At 49.9% G+C, this 20,464-nt stretch carries 11 protein-coding genes; all 11 read left to right on the top strand.

What is annotated here, in order from left to right; all coding sequences use genetic code 11:
• The first annotated feature begins 2 nt into the window (after positions 1-2).
• The 11 genes from UNH61_RS16155 to UNH61_RS16105 all read left to right on the top strand — a co-directional run bounded on the left by UNH61_RS16155 (position 3) and on the right by UNH61_RS16105 (position 20,444).
• Complete coding sequence (locus tag UNH61_RS16155) at positions 3-1,385, top strand: TolC family protein (protein ID WP_326993002.1); 1,383 nt, start codon at positions 3-5, stop codon at positions 1,383-1,385.
• A gap of 53 nt (positions 1,386-1,438) precedes the next feature.
• A complete protein-coding gene (locus UNH61_RS16150; protein WP_326993001.1) occupies positions 1,439-4,705 on the top strand; it encodes an efflux RND transporter permease subunit in 3,267 nt (1,088 codons plus the stop codon).
• 37 nt (positions 4,706-4,742) lie between these two features.
• A complete protein-coding gene (locus tag UNH61_RS16145; protein WP_326993000.1) occupies positions 4,743-5,867 on the top strand; it encodes an efflux RND transporter periplasmic adaptor subunit in 1,125 nt (374 codons plus the stop codon).
• A 201-nt stretch (positions 5,868-6,068) separates the two neighbouring features.
• Positions 6,069-6,647, top strand: a complete 579-nt coding sequence (locus tag UNH61_RS16140) for a sigma-70 family RNA polymerase sigma factor (protein ID WP_326992999.1) — start codon at positions 6,069-6,071, stop codon at positions 6,645-6,647.
• An 84-nt stretch (positions 6,648-6,731) separates the two neighbouring features.
• The gene (locus tag UNH61_RS16135; RefSeq protein WP_326992998.1) at positions 6,732-7,925 is read left to right on the top strand and encodes a FecR domain-containing protein; all 1,194 of its coding nucleotides are present in this window, start codon (positions 6,732-6,734) and stop codon (positions 7,923-7,925) included.
• A gap of 60 nt (positions 7,926-7,985) precedes the next feature.
• Positions 7,986-11,321, top strand: a complete 3,336-nt coding sequence (locus UNH61_RS16130; protein ID WP_326992997.1) for a TonB-dependent receptor — start codon at positions 7,986-7,988, stop codon at positions 11,319-11,321.
• A 21-nt stretch (positions 11,322-11,342) separates the two neighbouring features.
• Positions 11,343-12,962 (top strand): RagB/SusD family nutrient uptake outer membrane protein, encoded by a 1,620-nt coding sequence (locus UNH61_RS16125; RefSeq protein ID WP_326992996.1) that lies wholly within the window; start codon positions 11,343-11,345, stop codon positions 12,960-12,962.
• 23 nt (positions 12,963-12,985) lie between these two features.
• Complete coding sequence (locus UNH61_RS16120; RefSeq protein ID WP_326992995.1) at positions 12,986-14,314, top strand: IPT/TIG domain-containing protein; 1,329 nt, start codon at positions 12,986-12,988, stop codon at positions 14,312-14,314.
• Between the two features lie 52 nt (positions 14,315-14,366).
• A complete protein-coding gene (locus UNH61_RS16115) occupies positions 14,367-16,655 on the top strand; it encodes a hypothetical protein (RefSeq protein ID WP_326992994.1) in 2,289 nt (762 codons plus the stop codon).
• Positions 16,656-16,685: 30 nt separating this feature from the next.
• The gene (locus tag UNH61_RS16110) at positions 16,686-17,924 is read left to right on the top strand and encodes a hypothetical protein (RefSeq protein ID WP_326992993.1); all 1,239 of its coding nucleotides are present in this window, start codon (positions 16,686-16,688) and stop codon (positions 17,922-17,924) included.
• Positions 17,925-18,029: 105 nt separating this feature from the next.
• Positions 18,030-20,444 (top strand): TonB-dependent receptor, encoded by a 2,415-nt coding sequence (locus UNH61_RS16105; RefSeq protein WP_326992992.1) that lies wholly within the window; start codon positions 18,030-18,032, stop codon positions 20,442-20,444.
• The last annotated feature ends 20 nt before the right edge of the window (positions 20,445-20,464 follow it).

Below are 20,464 nucleotides of genomic sequence, written 5' to 3'. Positions count from 1 at the left end.
TCATGTGGAGTAAGAAACATTCCCTGTTGTTGGTTGCGACGCTGTTTTCAGCGGGCAACCTCTTTGCGCAACAGGTATTTACCCTTAAACAAGCCATTGATACCGCAGTGGCCAACTACGGTACTATCAGGGCAAAAGCCCATTACAAGGCGGCCGCAAATGAGCTGGTATCGCAGGCCCGCCGCGACTATCTGCCCAACTTCAATATTGCTGCACAACAGGACTACGGAACCATCAACGGGCAAAACGGACCGCTGTACGGATTCGGAGGTTTAAGCACGGCATCCTCCGGTGCTGCACTCGATCGTCAAAACTGGAATGCCGCTTTCGGCGCATTATACCTTACTAATATTAACTGGGACTTCTTTGCTTTCGGAAGAGCAAAGGAAAAAGTGAAAACTGCATTAGCGGCCGCCGCTCAGAACGATAAAGACTGGCAACAGGAAATTTTCAGACACAAGATAAAAGTGGCGGCCACTTATTTGAACCTGGTAGCAGCGCAGCAACTAACGCACTCTTACCAGAAAAACCTGGAGCGTGCCGATACTATCCGGAAAGTAGTACGCACCCGGGTATTGAATGGTCTCATCGCCGGAGTGGACTCCTCACAAGCCAATGCCGAGTACTCCAGCGCCAGGATCGCCCTCACCAACGCGAGGGATTTTGAACAGGCGCAAAGCAATGAGCTGGCCCAGCTGCTGGGCATTGCACCGCAAGACTTCACCCTGGATACCTCTTATGTAGATCGTATCCCGGCGATACCCGATGTAAACTTTTCTCCTGATAATCACCCGGTGCTGCAGTGGTACAAAAGCCGTATCGCTTACAGCGAAGAACAGGCAAAGTATGCTAAAACCTTTTATTTCCCGGCATTTACGCTGGTGGGTGTGCTGCAAACACGGGGCTCCGGTTTCAACAGTGGTTACACGACTAACCTGAATGACTATACGCATAGTTACTGGGATGGCATCAAACCAACACGTACCAACTACCTGATTGGAGTAGGGGTAACCTGGAACATCACCCAGCCCTTCAGGATCTCGCGGCAGGTGCGGTCGCAACGCCTTATCAGCCAGGGATTGCAGGATGAGTATAACCTCGCTGATCAGCAGATTCGCGCTCAGCTGAGCCTCTCTGATACGAAGATCAAAAATGCATTGGATAACTACCGCGAAGTACCGGTGCAGGTGAAAGCCGCGTCGGATGCATATCTTCAGAAATCGGTACTATATAAAAACGGCCTCACCAACCTGGTAGATGTTACACAGGCGCTGTACGCACTGATCAGGGCGGAAACCGACAGGGATATCGCTTATAGCAATGTTTGGCAGGCCCTGTTGTTAAAAGCCGCAGCGGAAGGCGACTTCAGCATATTTCAGAATTAGACGATCGTTAAACGGATGCCGCTTATGGCGTTATTTAGAAACATTACAGAACCATGAACTTAATCAGTTTTGCATTAAAAAAACCTATTACTATCCTGGTGCTCGTTGCCGGACTGTTCTTCTTTGGGATTAAGGCGGTGAATACGATTAAGGTCGACATCTTCCCCAAGCTGGATATGCCGGTGATCTATGTATCCCATCCTTTCGGTGGTTATACACCGACACAAATGGAAGCATTTTTCGCTAAACAATACATCAATATATTCCTGTTCGTAAATGGGGTCAAGAGTATAGAAACGAAGAATATTCAGGGCCTGATGCTGATGAAGATCAATTTCTATCCCGGCACCAACATGGCCCAGGCAGCTGCGGAGGTAAGCGCCTTCGCCAACAGGATCCAGGCTATTTTCCCGCCTGGATCCAACCCGCCTTTTATTGTCCGCTTCGATGCGTCGACCTTGCCCGTAGGGCAGCTCGTACTGCGAAGCGACAAGCGAAGCAATAACGAACTGCTGGATCTGGCGAACGTTTACGTACGCTCGTCCTTTACTTCTATTCCCGGGTTGATTGGTTCTACTCCCTTCGGTGGAAATATACGTACCGTAGTGATCAAGGCCGATCCGGAACTGCTCCGGCAGCATAATATGACGCCGGATCAGCTGGTGGAAGCATTGCGTGTAAACAACCAGACATCTCCCTCCGGTAACGTGCGTATAGGCGACCATAACTATATCACCCCTGCTAACACGACCATCAAAACGGTAAAGGATTTTGAAAACATCCCGCTGTTCAAAGGCGGTGTAGAGAACCTCTACCTGCGTGATGTAGCCACCGTGGAAGATGGTGCCGATGTTACCGCCGGTTATGCCCTGGTAAACGGCCGTCGCTCTGTATACCTGAGCATCGCTAAAAGTGCGGATGCCTCTACCTGGGAAGTGGTGCAGCGCCTGAAAAAATCGCTGCCCAAAATGCAGGCCCAACTCCCCGAAGATGTGAAGCTGAGTTATGAGTTCGACCAGTCGACCTACGTGATCAATGCCGTGAAGAGCCTCCTTTCCGAAGGCACTATCGGCGCCGTGCTCACCGGTTTGATGGTATTGTTGTTCCTGGGCGACCCAAGAGGGGCACTGATCGTTATCCTCACCATTCCGACTTCTATTATATCGGCAGTACTTTTCCTCAGCCTTTTCGGGCAAACGATCAATATCATGACCCTGAGCGGATTGGCGCTGGCCATCGGTATCCTCGTGGATGAAAGTACGGTGACGATAGAAAATATACACCAACACCTGGATATGGGCAAACCCAAAGCCCTGGCTATCTGGGATGCCTGTCAGGAGATCGCATTCCCGAAATTGCTGATCCTGTTCTGTATCCTCGCAGTATTTGCTCCGGCATTTACCATGGGCGGTATCCCCGGATCACTGTTCCTGCCGCTGGCACTGGCCATTGGGTTCTCTATGGTTGTTTCCTACTTCCTGGCACAAACATTTGTGCCCATTATGGCCAACTGGATCATGAAGGGAAAACATCACAGGAAAGCAGATGGTACACAGATGACTGATGCAGAGGAATTTGCGGCTGCAGGCCTGAGCGGAGAGAAAGATACCTGGGATCAGAAGAAAATGCTGGTGGAGCATGAAGACAGTAACCGCGACGGAAAGATCAGTCGCTTCGAGCGGCTGCGGAACCGCTACCTGCGCTTCATTGGCCGGATGATGCCTTACCGCAAGCCGATTGTGGCTACTTACCTGCTGGCAGTATGTGCGTTGGTGGTATTACTGCTTTCCAGCATCGGCCGCGATGTATTGCCTAAAGTAAATGGTAAACAGTTCCAGGTAAGGATGCGGGTACCGGATGGTACACGTGCAGAGCGCACCGAAGAACAAACGATCAAACTGCTGAATGGCATCAATGATATAGTAGGGAAGGAGAATATTTCCATCACTTCTGCTTACATCGGTCAACACCCGGCGCTGTTTTCCACGGCTCCTATCTTCCTGTGGATGGCGGGGCCGCATGAAGCAGTGGTACAGGTGGCATTGAAAGAAGACTACCATGTAAACCTGGAGCAGCTGAAAGATAAGATCAGGGAGAAAGCTAAAACCATTGATCCGCAGATGGCGCTCTCCTTTGAGCCGATAGAACTGACGGATAAGATCCTGAGCCAGGGCTCGCCGACACCGATCGAGGTAAGGTTTTCAGGGCGCGACAGAAAGCTGGGTGAGAAATATGCACAGCGGCTGGTGGATGAACTGAAGAATGTTTCTTATCTCCGTGATGTGCAGATAGGGCAGTCTACTAAATATCCGGCCATTAAAGTAGACATCGACCGTGTAAGGGCTTCACAGCTGGGTGTGGATGTAGGTGATATATCAAGATCCTTAACCGCAGCCACTTCCTCATCGAGGTATACTGATAAGAATATCTGGGTGGATGAGAAAGCCAATCTGAGCTATAGTGTGCAGGTGCAGGTACCGGAAAGCAGGATGAACAGTAAAGAAGAGATGGGTGAAATTCCGTTGTTAAAGAATTCACCACGTCCGTTGCTGAGTGATGTGGCCACACTGACTTCAGATACTACTTATGGTGAAGTAGACAACCTGGGCGCCATGCCAACACTAACGGTTACGGCTAACCTGAACAACACGGATCTGGGTAAGGCTTCCGCCGGTGTGCAGCAGGCCATCAAACACCTGGGTGAACTGCCCCGTGGGCTTAACGTAGAAATGATTGGGTTGAGTAATACGCTGAATGATACACTGGATAGTCTGCAGAGCGGGTTGATCGTTGCCATTGTGGTGATCTTCCTGATGCTGGCAGCTAACTTCCAGTCGTTCAAAGTATCGGCCATCGTACTGGCTACCGTACCGGCTGTATTGCTGGGTTCCCTGGCATTGCTGATGATGTGCCGGTCTACCCTGAACCTGCAATCCTACATGGGGATGATCATGTCCGTGGGTGTATCCATTTCCAATGCGGTGCTACTGATCACTAATGCGGAGCAGCTGAGGAAGCATAATGGGAATGCCCTCGTAGCGGCCACAGAAGCGGCAGCGCTGCGTTTGCGTCCGATCGTGATGACGGCCATGGCGATGGTGGTAGGTATGATCCCGATGGCAAGTGGCATGGGTGAAGCCGGTGATCAGTCGTCACCTTTGGGAAGAGCTGTGATAGGCGGACTGATTGCTTCTACTTTTGCCGCATTGTTTATCTTGCCACTGGTATTTGCATGGGGGCAGGGTAAAGCGTCTACGCAGAGCGTATCATTGCATCCACGGGATGAAGAAAGTATTCACTTTATCCCGACTGAAAAATAAAACAGAACAATCCTCTAATTCTATTAAAATATATTTTATGAACAGCGGTATTAGAACAACCTTTCCTTTTATTTCAGCCGTGGTGATGGCCGTGGGGCTGTATAGCTGCTCCGGAGCCGCCGGTGCAAAAGAGGAAAAATCCGCTTCCGCATCAGAAGCGCCCCCTGCGTTGCAGGCATTTACCCTGGAGAAAGGCGTGCTTTCATCTTCTATACAAATACCTGGTGAACTGGTGGCTTTTCAGCAGGTAGACCTCTATGCCAAAGTAAACAGCTTTGTTAAGAAACTCAATGTAGATGTAGGTAGTGAAGTGAACGCAGGCCAGTTGCTGGCTACGATGGAAGCGCCGGAGATCAACTCCCAGCTTTCAGGCGCGGAGTCTAAGCTCAAATCGCAGGAAGCGATTTATTTATCCAGCAAAGCTACCTACGACCGCCTGCTGGAAACGAGCAAAACACCCGGAACGGTTTCCCAGAACGATCTGGACGTGGCTTACGCCCGCCAGAAATCGGACCTGGCCCAGCTGGATGCAGCAAAAGCAGCACACCGCGAGGTGAGTGATAACCGTAACTACCTGGAGATCAGGGCGCCGTTCAGCGGTATCATCACTGCACGTAATGTAAGTGCAGGCGCTTATGTAGGCCCATCGGGCAAGGGCTCGGAACTGCCTATCTTCACACTGCAGGAACAGAAGAAACTGAGACTGGTGGTAAGTATTCCGGAGGCATATACCAGTTATCTGAATAATCAGAGCGAAGTAAGCTTCAAAGTAAAAGCACTCGCCGATAAGCAGTTCAAAGGTAAAGTGATCCGCCTTGCAGGCGCATTAGACCGCAAACTGCGCTCCCAGCATATCGAAATCGATGTAGCTAATAATGATAAGGCACTGTTACCAGGAATGGTAGTGGAAGTACTTATTCCGTTGGTAGGTAACGCTAACAACTTCATAGTGCCTGCTTCTGCGGTACTGAACTCTACCAAAGGAGTATATGTCATCCGTGTGGAAGACAAGAAAACCAAATGGATTCCGGTGACTGCCGGTCGCAGCGAAAGCGGCAAAACAGAAATCTTTGGCGACCTGAATGCCGGCGACGTACTGGTGTCTACTGCCAGCGAAGAAATAAGAAACGACGCAACAGCAGCTAATGTTAAGATAAAATAGATTAGATAGAGGATGAATGCAAAGGGGCTGTTCCTATAGGAGCAGCTCCTTTTTTATTTCTCAAAAAGAAAAACTGCTAACCCGGAAATACAATATTTTTATATTTTTGTTAAAACCACCTGGTCTTCCTGAAAAAAAATTATTAGCCACTAGCTGCTGGAAGCTTAACAACTGTTCTCTTACTTAGAAGTAGTTTTCGTCATGTATACACCAAGAGGGTTCTCAATAGAGGCACTACAGGAGGGCGATGAAAGTATGTTCCGGATGGTATTCCACGATTTTTACCCGGGCCTGCTTGCATTTGCCGGCAGTATGGTGGAAGATACCTGCGTAGCCGAAGAGATTGTGGAAGATGTATTCCTGAAGCTCTGGCAGCGCGTAGCGCGTTTTAGCAGCTTTCAGTCCATTAAAGCATTTCTGTATATCGCTGTCCGCAATGGCTGTCTGGACCATTTCAGAAAAACCAAACGCGCGCAAAAACGCTATCGCGACCTGGAACAGCATCCGGAGCCGCCCGAAGAAGAAGTATTACACGCTATGATCCGCGTGGAAGTGCTCCGGGAAATTTCGCATGCCATCGAGCAATTACCCGTTCACTACGGTAAAGTTATCAGGCTGACTTTCGACGAAGGCATGAAAGCCGGGGAGATAGCCGCTATGACCGGCATGCCGGTCAGCACCGTCAGGAACCAGCTGTCGAGAGGCCTGGCCCTGCTACGTAAATTGTTGTCTGTACACGCATTCGAAGCATTATTACTGATCATTGGTATGCATCAGTAAAAAAAAATTGCCCACCCCTGAGATGAAATGAAAATTTTGTCGTTTCTATATTAACGTGGCATTTCAGGCTAATAAATTAACAGGATGATCAAGGACAAATTGTTGCATTCACTGGAGATATCCGGTTTGATTGCGGCATACCTCGAAAACAGGTTGCCGGAAGCCGATCGTTTATTGCTGGAGCAGTGGATGGATGCCAATACAGAGAATCGTAAGCTGGTAGAAGAGCTGGCTGCGAAAGCAACACAACTGAAGCAGACAGGTATTACCACACCACCGGTAAATGTAACCGCCGCATATGAACGGTTCAGGGAAAAAGCCGGTGTACACCGGCAGCAACATCAGCGCAGGAAAGTATATGCGGTGGCCGCTACGGTGGCTGCACTGGTGGCAGGCACATTATCTGTTTTTCTCTGGAAGCATCCGCAGCAGCAAATGGCCGTAAAACAGCCGCAGCACAGGCAGGAAGAGATACTGCCCGGAACCAGAAAAGCAGAACTGATACTGGGCAATGGCAGCAGGGTAGCACTGGGCGCTACCGCTGATACAACTTTCGCATCAGCCAGTAATATAAATATCCGCCAGCGGCAGGGTGTTTTATCATATGGAAGCAATGGCAATACAACAGGTGAAGCCGAGTACAATACCTTACGGACCCCGGTGGGAGGCGAATATGCGCTGACGCTGAGCGACGGCACACGGGTACGGCTAAACGCTGCATCGTCTGTTTACTTCCCGGCAGTTTTTACAGGGAAGCAGCGTGTTGTGGAAATCAGCGGAGAGGCCTGGCTGGAGGTATCCCAACGTGCCGGGCAGCCGTTTATCGTAAAGGTAAGAGGCGAGGAAATACAGGTACTGGGAACCTCGTTTAACGTGAAAGCCTATCCGGAGGAAACCGCCTGGGAAACAACCCTGGTTACCGGCGCCGTAAAAGTAGGAAAAGGCGATAACGCGATACTGCTGAAACCCGGACGCATGGCTACTGTCAGCGATGGACATATGAAAGAATCGGCTGCTGACCTGGAGGCAGTAACTGCCTGGAGAAATGGCAATTTTGTTTTCCACCATGCGAGCTTCGGAGAAATCTTTACCGTATTGGCCAGGTGGTATAACATTAAAGTAATGTATGATGCCGGTATGCAGCCCAACAGCAATTATTTCACGGGAACGGTAGAACGTAATATACCGGTAGGAGAATTGCTGAAGATGATGGAGATGACCGGGCTGGCGAAATTTCACGTAGAAGGAAATGTAATTACTGTACTTCCATATAAATAACAACGAGAACGAATATCCCCTGAAAAGGGACTTTATCAGCCGATAATCTTAACATCACTTATGAAAAGAGTTGCATCGACCTGGCGACAGGCCAGGTATTTCATTGCCTGTTGGTTCCACTTTATGATTCTGGTTATCCTGTCCGCAGTCACCGCGAGGGCGCAGTCGGCCGGCATTTCCGTGAACCTCAGAAACGCCCCTATACAGGAATTCTTTCAGGCAGTAGAGCGGCAAAGCGATTACCACGTGATCTATAGCGAGAGCGTTATCAGGAATGCCCGGAAAATCAGTATCGACATGAAAAACGCGCAGCTCGAAAAACTGTTGAAAGCAGCGCTGGCAGATCAGCCATTCGGGTACAGGGTAACTGAAAAGAAAATTTTTATCGTCCCCGGGAAACAGGCCATACCAGCGCCTGTACGTGCAGATTCGTCGACCGCTGTTTCGGGTAAGGTAACAGCTAAAACCGATGGTATTGCACTGCCTGGTGTATCTGTAAAAGTAGTGGGCACTTCCAGGGGCACTACTACTGATGCAGATGGAAAGTTCAGGGTGTTTGCAGAAAAAGGAGATAGCCTGTCTTTTTCGTATATGGGTTACGTTACCCAGGTGGTAGCTGTAGAAAACAGCCGTTCGCTCAGCGTATTATTGCAAACATCCGACGGGCAGGGCCTGAACGAAGTGGTGGTGCTGGGGTTCGGACAAACGCAAAAGAAAATTGCGCAAACCGGCGCCACCGCCTCTATTACAACGAAGGAGCTGAAACAAAGCCCGGTGGCTAATATCACCAACGCGCTGGCAGGCCGCCTGCCGGGATTAACAGCCATTCAGATCAGTGGCGAGCCGGGTAATGATAAGTCGCAGCTCCTGATCCGCGGCCGCGCTACGCTGAATGGTGCAGATCCGCTGATCACCATCGATGGCGTTCAGAAAGACTACAGCGCTATTTCTCTGCTCGATGCCAATGAAATAGAGAATATAACGGTATTGAAAGATGCCTCCGCCACGGCTTTGTACGGGGTGAAGGGCGCCAACGGCGTGATCATCGTTACTACCCGGCGTGGCAAAACAGGGAAGCCGGCTATTACCATGAGCGTTCAGCATGCCGTGCAGCAAAGTACCCGTTTGCCTAAGTACCTGAACGCTTACGGTTATGCTACATTGGCCAATGAAGCCTATCTCAACGATCATCCCGGTGGTACGCCACCATATAATGCTACTGCGCTGGAAGCTTACCGCACTGGCTCCGATCCGTTGAAATATCCGGATGTAGACTGGCTGGGGGAGATGATGAAACCTGCGCTGCAAACACAGGCGAACTTCAATATCAGCGGCGGTAGCAGGCAGGCCCGGTATTTCGTGAATGTGGGGTATACTGATCAGGGTGGCATTTATAAAACAGAAAAGAACAAACAGTATAATCCGAAATCAGACTTCAAACGCTATAATTTCCGTTCGAATGTAGATATCGATTTCGATGAGAATTTTTCCATGGCGCTGAATCTCTATGGCGCCATCGAAAATAAAAGAGATCCTAACGTTTCTGTGGCCGATCTTTTCTGGACACTGAACCAGGTACCACCCAATGCTTTCCCGGTGAAGTACCCAACCGGTTATTACGGTGAAAATGGGGTGTTCCTGAATCCCGCGCGACTGCTGAATGCCACCGGATTTAAAGAGTCATTTAACTCTTCGCTGTCGGGTATGTTATCGCTTACAAGGAAACTGAATTTCATCACGCAGGGATTGTCAGTGAAAGGCAACTACTCATTTGACGGTTATTTCCAGAATGGTTTCAGACGTGATAAACAGGTGAAAAGCGCGGTGTATAAAGGCATGGGCGCCTACGATGATCCGGCAAATTACTCTTATCTCGGGAATGATGTGCCGTTGTCGGCTCCGGTATCGGCCTATGCGCAGAACCGGGATATCTGGATGGACCTGTCGCTCAACTACCTGCGGAATTTCGGTCCACATGAAGTATCTGGCCTCGTGCTGGCCAATCGTACGCAAAAGGTAATCGGCAACCAGATTCCTTTTGTTTCCCAGGGATTGGTGACCCGCCTGACTTACAATTACAAATACAAATATTTCGCAGAATTCAACGCCGGCTACAATGGAACCGATAACTTTTCAAAGGCGCACCGTTACGGCTTTTTCCCGGCTGTTTCTGCAGGATGGATACTGTCGGAAGAATCTTTTCTCCGTCAGAACCGCGTGATTGATTTCCTGAAACTGAGAGGTTCTTATGGTATCACCGGTAACGATCAGCTCAGCGGTCGCCGCTGGCTGTTTTCTTCGGAGTATACGAGAGATCCTGCTTCCGGTTATCTGTATGGCGACCAGGTATATGGTATCCCCGGTATCTATGAAGGCGCTATGGCTAACCCGGATGTTACCTGGGAAACAGCCCGCAAATTTAACGTAGGCTTCGAACTGAAGCTGTTGAAAAACCTGATCACCCTCACGGCTGATTACTTCACTGAAAAAAGACACAATATTCTCATTACCCGTTCTTCTGTACCCGCTATCATTGGCATGTCTGACAAAAATCTTCCTCCGGCCAACATGGGAAAAGTCAATAACAGCGGCTTCGAAGTGGAATTGGGACACCGCAATACCATCAACAAAGTTACTTACTCCATCAGTGGAAATATGTCGTATGCAAGGAATAAAGTAATCTTTATTGATGAGCAGCACCGGGCATATGACTATATGTACCAGACCGGGCATCCGCTTGGCCAGATCATGGGGCTCACTGCCATTGGCTTCTTCAAAGATGAAATGGATATACGCCTTAGTCCTTCGCAGTTTGGAAAAGTGATTCCCGGCGATATCAAGTATAAAGATCTGAATGGCGATGGTGTGATAGATGATAACGACGTAGGGCCTATCGGACGTAGCAACATACCGGAAATATTTTTCGGTATAGCAGGGCAGGTGAGCTGGAAGAATTTCGACCTCAGCTTCCTGTTTCAGGGCGCCGCCAACAGCAACCGTACCATGGTGGGTGGCATTTCCTGGGAATTTTATGAAGGAGGAAAAGTACGGCAGGAGCATCTGAACCGCTGGACACCCGCTACCGCGGCTACCGCTACCTGGCCCGCCCTGCACTATGGCGGTAATAGTAATAACCACCGCGTTTCTTCCTTTTACCTGGAAGACAACAGCTACGTCCGCCTGAAGAATATGGAGATCGGCTACACCTTCCGGAATGTACGACTGACTAAGAAAGCATCTTTTGATAACTGCAGGATATACGCTAACTGTAATAACCTCATCACCTGGACAAGGGCGCAGCCTATTCTCGATCCGGAGTACTGGGCCAGCAATACCAACGGAACCATTTATCCGGCCCAGAAGGTATTGAACATAGGCGCGTCAGTTAGTTTCTAATCTTTTAATTCAACTGTATTAATGAAACTCAGGTTAATAATTTGTGTTGCCGCAGTCATCTGCACAACAGGCTGTTCAAAAGTAAACGATTATCTGAATAAGGCGGAAACCGGAGGGCTAACCGAAGGAGAAGTATTTGGAGATTATGTGCAGACGGAAAGCTATCTGGCTAATATCTACGCCGATCTTCCCAACGAGTGGATGCCGGTAAACAGCTTCACCTACGCAGTAGCCTCGGATGAAGCCAAATGCCCCGTCGTGTATTTTAACGGGCCGCAGGTGTTTACCAAAGGATTGCTGTCGCCCACCTACAACCCCATCGATGCCTGGGGCGGATTGTATGCCTCGCTGAGAAAGGTGAACCGTTTTATCGAAAAGATAGATGCAGTACCGGCAGTGAATCCCTCGCAGGTAACTGGCCGCAGCCGGATGAAAGGCGAAAGCTATTTCCTGCGGGCATGGTTTTACAATGAACTGTTCAGGCGCTATGGCGCAGTGCCTGTCGTAGACCGTGTGCTGAACATCTCCGACAATTTAAATCTTCCAAGAAATACAGAAGCAGAGGTAGTGCAATTCATCACCGGCGATTGTGATAAAGCTGCCGCCTTATTGCCGCTCGCCAATACTTCCGCGAATACCGGCAGGGCCACCAAAGGCGCCGCCATGATGCTGAAAGCAAAAACGTTGTTGTATGCCGCCAGCCTGTTACATAACCCCTCGAATGATGCCGCTGCATGGCAGCGTGCTGCAGGTGCCGCCAAAGAGGTGATTGACCTGGGTGTTTATCAGGTAGATGGAGATTATACCGCATTGTTCCACAAAAGAAATGCGGCCAATATCATCTTCCAGTCGACTATCAATAATAACACCTGGCTGAAGCAGATGTTTATTCCCAGCCAGGGAGGCCTGGGATGGATACAGCCTACTCAGAACCTGGTCGACGATTATGATATGAAAAACGGGCTGAAGATCACGGATGCAGGTGCCGGCTACGATCCTTCAAATCCGTATGCCGACAGGGATCCTCGGCTGGCGGCATCCATCCTCTTCAACGGCAGCAAGTGGAAGGAGGCTACAATCCAGACCTACGTCGGAGGCCTCGATGGACTGACTTCTGCTGAAGGAAGTCTGACCCAAACCGGCTACTACCTGCGCAAGCTGCTGGATGAAAACGGCAGCGTAACACCCGATAACCGCCCCGGCGATCATTATTGGATCTATATGAGATACGAGGAAACGCTGCTGGATTATGCAGAGGCCCTGAATGAAACCCTGGCAGCGCCGGACCAGGTAGTATACAAAGCTGTGAACGATGTGCGTTGCCGCCCGGGAGTAGGGATGCCGCCATTACCTGCCGGCCTGTCGCAGGCACAGATGCGGGAGCGCATCAGGCGCGAACGCCGCGTGGAACTTGCCTTTGAAGGACATCGCTTCTGGGACATCCGCAGGTGGCGCATCGGCAAAGACGCGATGAAAAATGCCATGGGGATGAGCATCACCAAAACCGGTGATCAGACATTCACGTACCAGCCTTTCCTGGTGGAACAAAGGGTATACAACGATGCATTCGACCTGTTCCCCATACCACAGTCTGAAATGAATAAGAACTCCGCGCTTACCCAGAATCCCGGATATAATTGATGAAAGCAGCTAAAGATATTTATATGAGAACAACAGCATATAGTTTTTTCACAGGATTGCTATTACTGGTCTTTGTTTCCTGTAAGGAAAGTGTTTTCAGGCAGGTAGACCAGGGATATATTCATAACGTCCATCTCCCTATGTCTATCGACAGGTTCGCTCCTACAGAAGGCAGCGAGGCAGCAGAGGTGATGATCTATGGTGATAACTACAGTACAGATACCGCAGCGATCAATGTGAAAGTGAACGGTATGGATGCACAGGTGTTGGGCGCCAACCGGAAACGTATACTGGTACGCGTTCCCAGGGGAGCGGGCACCGGGAAGATCGTCATCACTATTGCCGGACAGCACATGGAAACAGCTACCGATTTCCTGTATGTGCCCGCCAGAACAGTAAGTACGATGGCCGGAGCGAAAACGTCCGGCTTTGCAGACGGGCAGGGAGCTGCCGCCAAATTCAATTTCGTCACCAATGCAGGTATGGCGGTTGGTCCGGATGGCAATATCTATGTGGCCGATATCAATAATCACTGTATCCGGAAAATTACGCCTGATGGTACCGTGAGCACGCTGGCCGGAAAACCGGGTGTGTCGGGCAACGTCAACGGAAAGGGGGCTGCTGCTCTATTTGATCATCCTTCTGGTGTTGCTGTCGATAAAGACAACAATGTGCTGGTGGCTGACACCTGGAACTGGGCATTGCGTAAGATTACGCCTGCAGGCGATGTATCCACCATACTGGGATGGGTGTTGCCATTTCCTCACGCGGTGGCTATTGATAACAGCACCGGCAAAATGTACGTGGTTGGCGCGTTGCAGGTAGTTACAAAGGGCAGGTTGTTTGAAGTGTCGCCAACAGGAGCCATGACGGAACACCAGGTGGGCGTCAATCTCATCGCGGGAGGCATTTGCATCGACAGTAAAGGCGATCTGCTGGTGCCCGATAACGGAAGCTCTGTGGTGTACAGGATCAACACCACCAGCTGGGAATCGACAGTGGTAGCCGGATTGGCCAATTCTACCGGTTGGATGGATGGGATAGGTGCTACGGCCCGGTTTGAACATCCCTGGGGCATTACTACCGATGCAGCGGGCAATATTTATGTAGCAGGATGCGGGCACCAGTTCGATGCCGTTCCCGGCACCAGCGGTTCCAATATCAGGATGATTGTACCTGCTACCGGCAAGGTGAGCACCATCGCAGGTGGCGATGCACCGGGCTTTGCAGATGGTCCGGGGGGCGCCGCAAAATTCTCTATCCCCTCCGGCATCGCCTGTGCAAAGGATGGAAAAACCCTGTACGTGCTGGACCGCGATAATTACTGCATCAGAAAAATTATCACTGAATAGTTACACGCTTATCTGTCAAACAGTTTTTATTTACCTGTAAACTCCGTTGATCATGAAACATGTATCGCTTATACGAAAAATGGGGGCCTGCGTGAGTGTGCTGTTAGTATTGCTGGGAGCCGGTTGCAAAAAGCCGGAGGCCCAATTATCTTCCATCAGCAAAAAAAATCAGCAGCTGGAGCTGGCCGGTCCCATTGGCGATAGCTCCATTCCTGTGGCCATCTACATTGCTCCCAACTTCAGCATGACTACAGATGTGCAGTATCAGATGATCAGGGATGCCAACGTTGATCTCATCATCGATATATCCGACCAGGCTACACCTACAGACAAGCTTACGATGCTCAACATGGCCAGCAACCACGGGTTGAAGATGATTGTGGCAGACCAGCGGGTAAACGGAACAGATGCGGATATCACGGCGATGGTCAATACTTATATGAATCATCCGGCCACCGCAGGATACTATATCAAAGACGAGCCAACCGTAAGCCAGTTGCAGGATGCTGCCACCAGGTACAATAAAATACTGGCGGTCGATAACGCGAAAATCCCGCATGTAAACCTGTTCCCCAGCTACGCTACCGGTGCGCTGGGCAGTATCAACTATGAAACAGATTATGTAGATGCCTGGATACAAAAGGTAGGTCCCTCGAATCTACGGTATTTGTCGATGGATGATTACCCGTTCCTCTCGAACGGTACTTTCAGGGAAGTACCTTACTTCAACGACCTGGACGTTATCAGGCGGTTAGGATTGAAGTATCATATCAAAACATCCGCTTACCTGCAGTCGATAGGCAGCTCCATCGGCCTGCGCAGGCCTAACGCCGACGAACTCCGGTACAGCGTGTATTCCACCCTGGCATATGGGGTTAAGTTACCGGTTTGGTTTACCTACATTACGCCTGTCAATAATTTTGAAACATTTACGAATGGGATCATTGATATGTCGGGCAATAAAACGGACCTCTATGATCCGTTCGCCGCGCTCAACGCTCAGATGAGGCAGCTGGGCAGGGTGTTGTCGGGCACAGATGCCATCGCTGTATATCATACCGGTACTTCTATTCCCACCGGTACCAGCCGGCCACCGGCCAATTTCCTGTGGCAGGTGCAGGGCGCTGCAAATGCCGTGATCATCAGTGATCTGGTGAACCCGGTAACAGGGAAGGAGTACATCATGGTGGTGAATAAATCTTTTGTCAGCAGTAATACCTTTACTTTCAATACAGGTGCAGATGTTGCCAATGTAACACAGGTTTCCAGGAGCACCGGGCTGGAAGATGCTACAAATTTTTCAGCAGCCACTCATGTTCTTTCGGATAACTTCCTGCCGGGAGAAGGAAAACTTTATGCATTGCAGAAGGCGCCGGTAGCTGCCATGGTGAGTACGCTGGCAGGCAGCGGAACAGCGGGCTTCGCAGATGGACAGGGCGTACTGGCGCAATTTAATTTTACCACCAACACCGGTTTGGCTACAGATGCAGCGGGTAATATTTATGTAGCAGATATCAATAATCATTGCATCCGGAAAATCACCCCCGCTGGCGCGGTGACTACCTTTGCCGGCAGCCCCGGTGTACAGGGCAAGACCGATGGCACCGGTACCGGCGCCTTGTTCGATCATCCGGCGGGAGTGGCTACAGATGCTGGTGGAAATGTATATGTAGCAGATTCGTGGAACTGGGCCGTGAGGAAAATCACGCCGGCGGGCGTTGTCAGTACTGTGTTGGGCTGGGTTGTACCGTTTCCTCATGGGATCACCGTAGATAAAAACACGGGGAAGGTATATACGGTGAGTGCGCTCACTTCCGCCGGTCAGGGCAAGCTGTATGAGATATCGGCTGCAGGCGCTATGACCACCAGGTCGCTGAGCGTGCCGGTCAACTCCGGAGGCATCACTATGGACAGCCAGGGTAACCTGGTGATAGCGGATAACCTGGCTTCGGTGATTTACAAAGTGAATACTTCCAGCTGGAGTGTGACTACCATCGCAGGTGTATCAGGCCAAACAGGTTGGGCCGACGGAGTAGGCAGCAATGCGCGTTTTGAGCATCCCTGGGGCATCACCCTCGATGCAGCAGATAACATCTATGTAGCAGGCTGTGGCCACCAGTTTGATGCACCCCTGATCGCTGATTCGGCCTCCCGCATCAGGCGGATCGAAGCCGGTACCAATAAAGTAGTGACCATTGCCGGCAGCGCGCAGGGATATGCGGATGGGGCAGGAGGCGTAGCACGCTTTACCGTGCCAACCGGAATCGCTACCGCCGGAAATGGTGTGCTATATGTACTGGACCGCTACAACCAGCGGATCAGGAAAATAACTTTGCAGTAGTTGTCTCACTAAAAAAAATTATAACAACATATGCTTTTATCCTTTATACTGGCACTGTCGCTGACTGCCGGTAACGGTAACCCGACAAAAGACACCACAGCAGCCGGCGAAATGAAAATAGGAATCTATGTAGCTCCGGATCTGCAGCATACAACGGATGAATGTTATACTGCCATCCGGGAAGCACATATCGATCTTATTCAGGATATTTCCCTGTGGCTGCCGGTGAAAGATAAAATCAATATGCTGGAAATGGCCGGCCGGCACGGCATAGAAATGTTTGTGGCCGATGAACGTGTGAATGGCAGCGATACGGCAGCGGCGGCAATGGTGGCCGATTATAGCCGGCTGAAGGCCACCGCCGGCTACTATGTGCAAGACGAACCCGTACTGAAGGATTTGCCCGGGGTGGCCAGAAAATATCAGCGCCTGCTGCAGCTCGACAGTACTAAAGTACCGCATGTAAACCTGCTCCCGATATACGCTACCGGCGCTCTTCCGGGAATCGATTATGCGTCGGAGTATGTTGAAAAATGGATACAACTGGTGGGGGCGGATCGCCTCCGCTATTTGTCGTTCGATAACTATCCGTTCATGACAGACGGCACGTTGAGAGAAGGGCCTTACTACCGGAACCTGGATATCATCCGGCGCATCGGGCTGAAGTATCACGTGCGCACGTCTGCTTACTTACAGTCGATCGGTACTTCGACAGGCCTGAGAAGACCCGGCGCTAACGACCTCCGTTACAACGTTTATACCAACCTGGCCTATGGTATTAAACTGCCGGTATGGTTTACCTATTGGACACCGTTGGGCGGAAGTACGGAACAGTTTACCAATGCAGTTGTAGATACCAGCGGCAAAAAGACTGACCTGTACGAGCCCTTTAAGGCGCTTAACAGCGCTATCAAGGCCATCGGACGGACGTTGATACAGCTGGATGCAAAAGAGGTGTATCATACAGGCGCCAGCGTGCCGGAAAGTACGGTAAGGATTCCTGCCGGATTTGTGGTTACCCCGGAGGGTCCGGAAAATGACCTGCTGATAAGTTTGTTTGTCAGACCGGAAGATGGAAAACAATACGTGATGATCGTGAACAGGTCGCTGAAAGACAGCGTGCATCCTGTTTTCCGGGTGAGCCAGGCGATAAGGGCAGTTAAACGGATCTCGGCTATTTCCGGGAGCGAGGAACGTTGCAGCTATCGGAAAAACAGGCTCACAGATACTTTTCTGCCGGGAGAAGGCAGATTGTATGCGCTGTATTGATTTTTCCGCATTGCGTAAATGAATTTCCCTTTACGTCTCTGATCCTGGTTAGCCGATAGTGATCTTTGCGCCTGCAATTTCAACGGATAACCAAAGATATAAAGGATGAAGCATCTGATCAGTAAGGGAACAACCGCATGTTTGCTGTTCCTCTTTTCCATGATAACAACAGTTTTCGCAGAAGATATTGATAATGGGGGGAGTGTGAAAGGTGTGATCTTCACGTCGGATCATAAGCCCGCGCCGGGCGTGATAGTAGTGCTCAAGGGCACTAAGAAACACACGCTGACCGACGATAACGGCGCCTACTTACTACGTAATATAGCGCCAGGTGAGTATACCATACAGGTATCGCTGATTGGTTATGAAACCACGAGCCGGCAGGTTACTGTGGAGAAAGACAAAACACTGACAATAGACCTGGAGTTGAATGTCTCGGAAAAGAGTCTGAACGAAGTAGAAGTAACGGCTATACGTAACAAATATGCCAAAAGAAGCAGTGAGTATGTGGCTAAACTGCCGCTGAAAAATATTGAGAATCCGCAGGTATACAGTGTGATATCTTCCGAAGTAATAAAAGACCAGGTGGCTACCCGCTATGAAGACGCGCTGAACAATGCGCCGGGCGTTAGCAAATTATGGTCTTCCACCGGCCGCGCTGGTGATGGCGCCGGTTATTACTCCCTGAGAGGGTTTGCCGTACAGCCAACATTGATCAATGGTTTACCAGGACTGACCAATGGCGGATCAGATGTGGCCAACGTAGATCGTATTGAAGTAGTTAAAGGCCCTTCCGGAACGCTGTTTGGCAGTTCCGTGATCTCTTACGGCGGGCTGATCAACACGGTGACTAAAAAGCCGTACGACGGCTTCGGGGGCGAAATCAATTACACCGGCGGGAGTTATGGACTTAACCGCATCACCGCGGACCTTAATACACCGCTCGATAAAGACAAGAAAATATTGTTCCGTGTAACAGGAGCCTGGCATGAGGAAAACAGCTACCAGGATGCCGGCTTCGTGAAGAAACGGTTTATTGCACCTTCGCTGACCTATCATGTTAATGACAGGCTGTCGCTGATGCTGAATACCGAGTTCTTATCAGCTGAAAGCACCAATCCAACCATGCTTTTCCTGGACCGTTTTCATCCGCTGTTTGCTAAGAACCTGCAACAGCTGGGATATGACTACAGGCGTTCTTACAGCAGCAACAACCTGAGCATCAAAACGCCCACCACCAGCATTCAGGCACAGGCAATGTACAAGATCTCCGATCAGTGGACTTCCCAGACTATTGTATCAAGAGGAACAGCCCGTTCAGAAGGATATTATTCCTACCTGTATGAAGCATCCGCTGCAACGCCCGGTTTTCCGGATATTTCCCCTACATTTAACCGGTTCATCAGCTACCAGAATGGAACTACCAGTACAACGGATCTGCAGCAGAATTTTGTGGGCGATTTCAAGATTGGGCAGTTCCGTAACAGGGTAGTAGCCGGACTGGATTATTTCAGCCGTAATACACAAAGTAACAATACCGGTTATGTAGGCGCAGGTACGATTAATATGAAAGGATTCGACAATGGTATACTTTCGAAGCAGCATACCGATTCTTTGTTGAATGCTTCCGCAGTAACGAATTCTAATCTTACCGACGAAGTGTACAGCGCTTATGTGTCTGATGTGTTCAACTTCCTGCCTAACCTGTCTGCTATGGCCAGTGTACGGGTAGATCACTTCAAAAACGGAGGTGCTACTGTAAAACCAAACAGCAGATTTGAACAAACTACATTGTCGCCTAAGTTCGGTATCGTATATCAGCCTATTATGAATACCCTGTCGATCTTCGCTAATTATATGAACGGTTTCTCCAATGCGAACAGCGCACCCAAAGTGCAGAACGACGGTACCGTAAAAACTTTCCATCCCGAACAGGCCAATCAGCTGGAAGGAGGCGTGAAAGTAAACCTGATGGGCGGTATGATTACAGGATCAGTGAGCTACTATGATATCAAAGTAAAGGATATTGTGATGCAGGTACCGTTGAAAGTAGGCTTCTATGAACAGGGCGGCGAGCGTACCAGTCGCGGTGTGGAAGCAGAAATCACCGCTAACCCTATAGCCGGGCTCAATATCATAGCCGGTTATAGCCACAACGAAAGTAAATTCGTTAAAGCAGACCAGGATTTCCTGGGCAAGCGCCCGGAAGAAGCAGGTCCTAAAGACATGGCCAACCTGTGGGTGACCTATAAAATTCAGCAGGGCGCTGTAAAAGGCCTGGGTATTGGTTTTGGCGGCAACTACCTCGGAGAAAATATGATCATGAACAGAAACCTTGCCGGTACGTTTACGTTACCATCATATACGATTCTGAATGCGTCTGTATTCTACACCGTCAACAAATTCAATATCGCATTGAAGCTGGATAACCTTACCGATAAAGAATATTACAAAGGCTGGAGTACTATAGAACCTCAGATGAGAAGGAGGTTTTTGGGAAGTATTGGGTACAGATTTTAGGGAATTACGAATTCGTAATC

This window comes from Chitinophaga sp. 180180018-3 (genome assembly GCF_037893185.1).
GTDB lineage: Bacteria > Bacteroidota > Bacteroidia > Chitinophagales > Chitinophagaceae > Chitinophaga.
Note: the sequence above shows the minus strand (reverse complement) of the source record. Positions and strands in the feature narration are given on the sequence as shown.

Bases quoted from the DNA above. Each gene is read 5' to 3' on its own strand.
- UNH61_RS16155 (WP_326993002.1), top strand. From the start codon at position 3: ATGTGGAGTAAGAAACATTCCCTGTTGTTGGTTGCGACGCTGTTTTCA.
- UNH61_RS16150 (WP_326993001.1), top strand. From the start codon at position 1,439: ATGAACTTAATCAGTTTTGCATTAAAAAAACCTATTACTATCCTGGTG.
- UNH61_RS16145 (WP_326993000.1), top strand. From the start codon at position 4,743: ATGAACAGCGGTATTAGAACAACCTTTCCTTTTATTTCAGCCGTGGTG.
- UNH61_RS16140 (WP_326992999.1), top strand. From the start codon at position 6,069: ATGTATACACCAAGAGGGTTCTCAATAGAGGCACTACAGGAGGGCGAT.
- UNH61_RS16135 (WP_326992998.1), top strand. From the start codon at position 6,732: ATGATCAAGGACAAATTGTTGCATTCACTGGAGATATCCGGTTTGATT.
- UNH61_RS16130 (WP_326992997.1), top strand. From the start codon at position 7,986: ATGAAAAGAGTTGCATCGACCTGGCGACAGGCCAGGTATTTCATTGCC.
- UNH61_RS16125 (WP_326992996.1), top strand. From the start codon at position 11,343: ATGAAACTCAGGTTAATAATTTGTGTTGCCGCAGTCATCTGCACAACA.
- UNH61_RS16120 (WP_326992995.1), top strand. From the start codon at position 12,986: ATGAGAACAACAGCATATAGTTTTTTCACAGGATTGCTATTACTGGTC.
- UNH61_RS16115 (WP_326992994.1), top strand. From the start codon at position 14,367: ATGAAACATGTATCGCTTATACGAAAAATGGGGGCCTGCGTGAGTGTG.
- UNH61_RS16110 (WP_326992993.1), top strand. From the start codon at position 16,686: ATGCTTTTATCCTTTATACTGGCACTGTCGCTGACTGCCGGTAACGGT.
- UNH61_RS16105 (WP_326992992.1), top strand. From the start codon at position 18,030: ATGAAGCATCTGATCAGTAAGGGAACAACCGCATGTTTGCTGTTCCTC.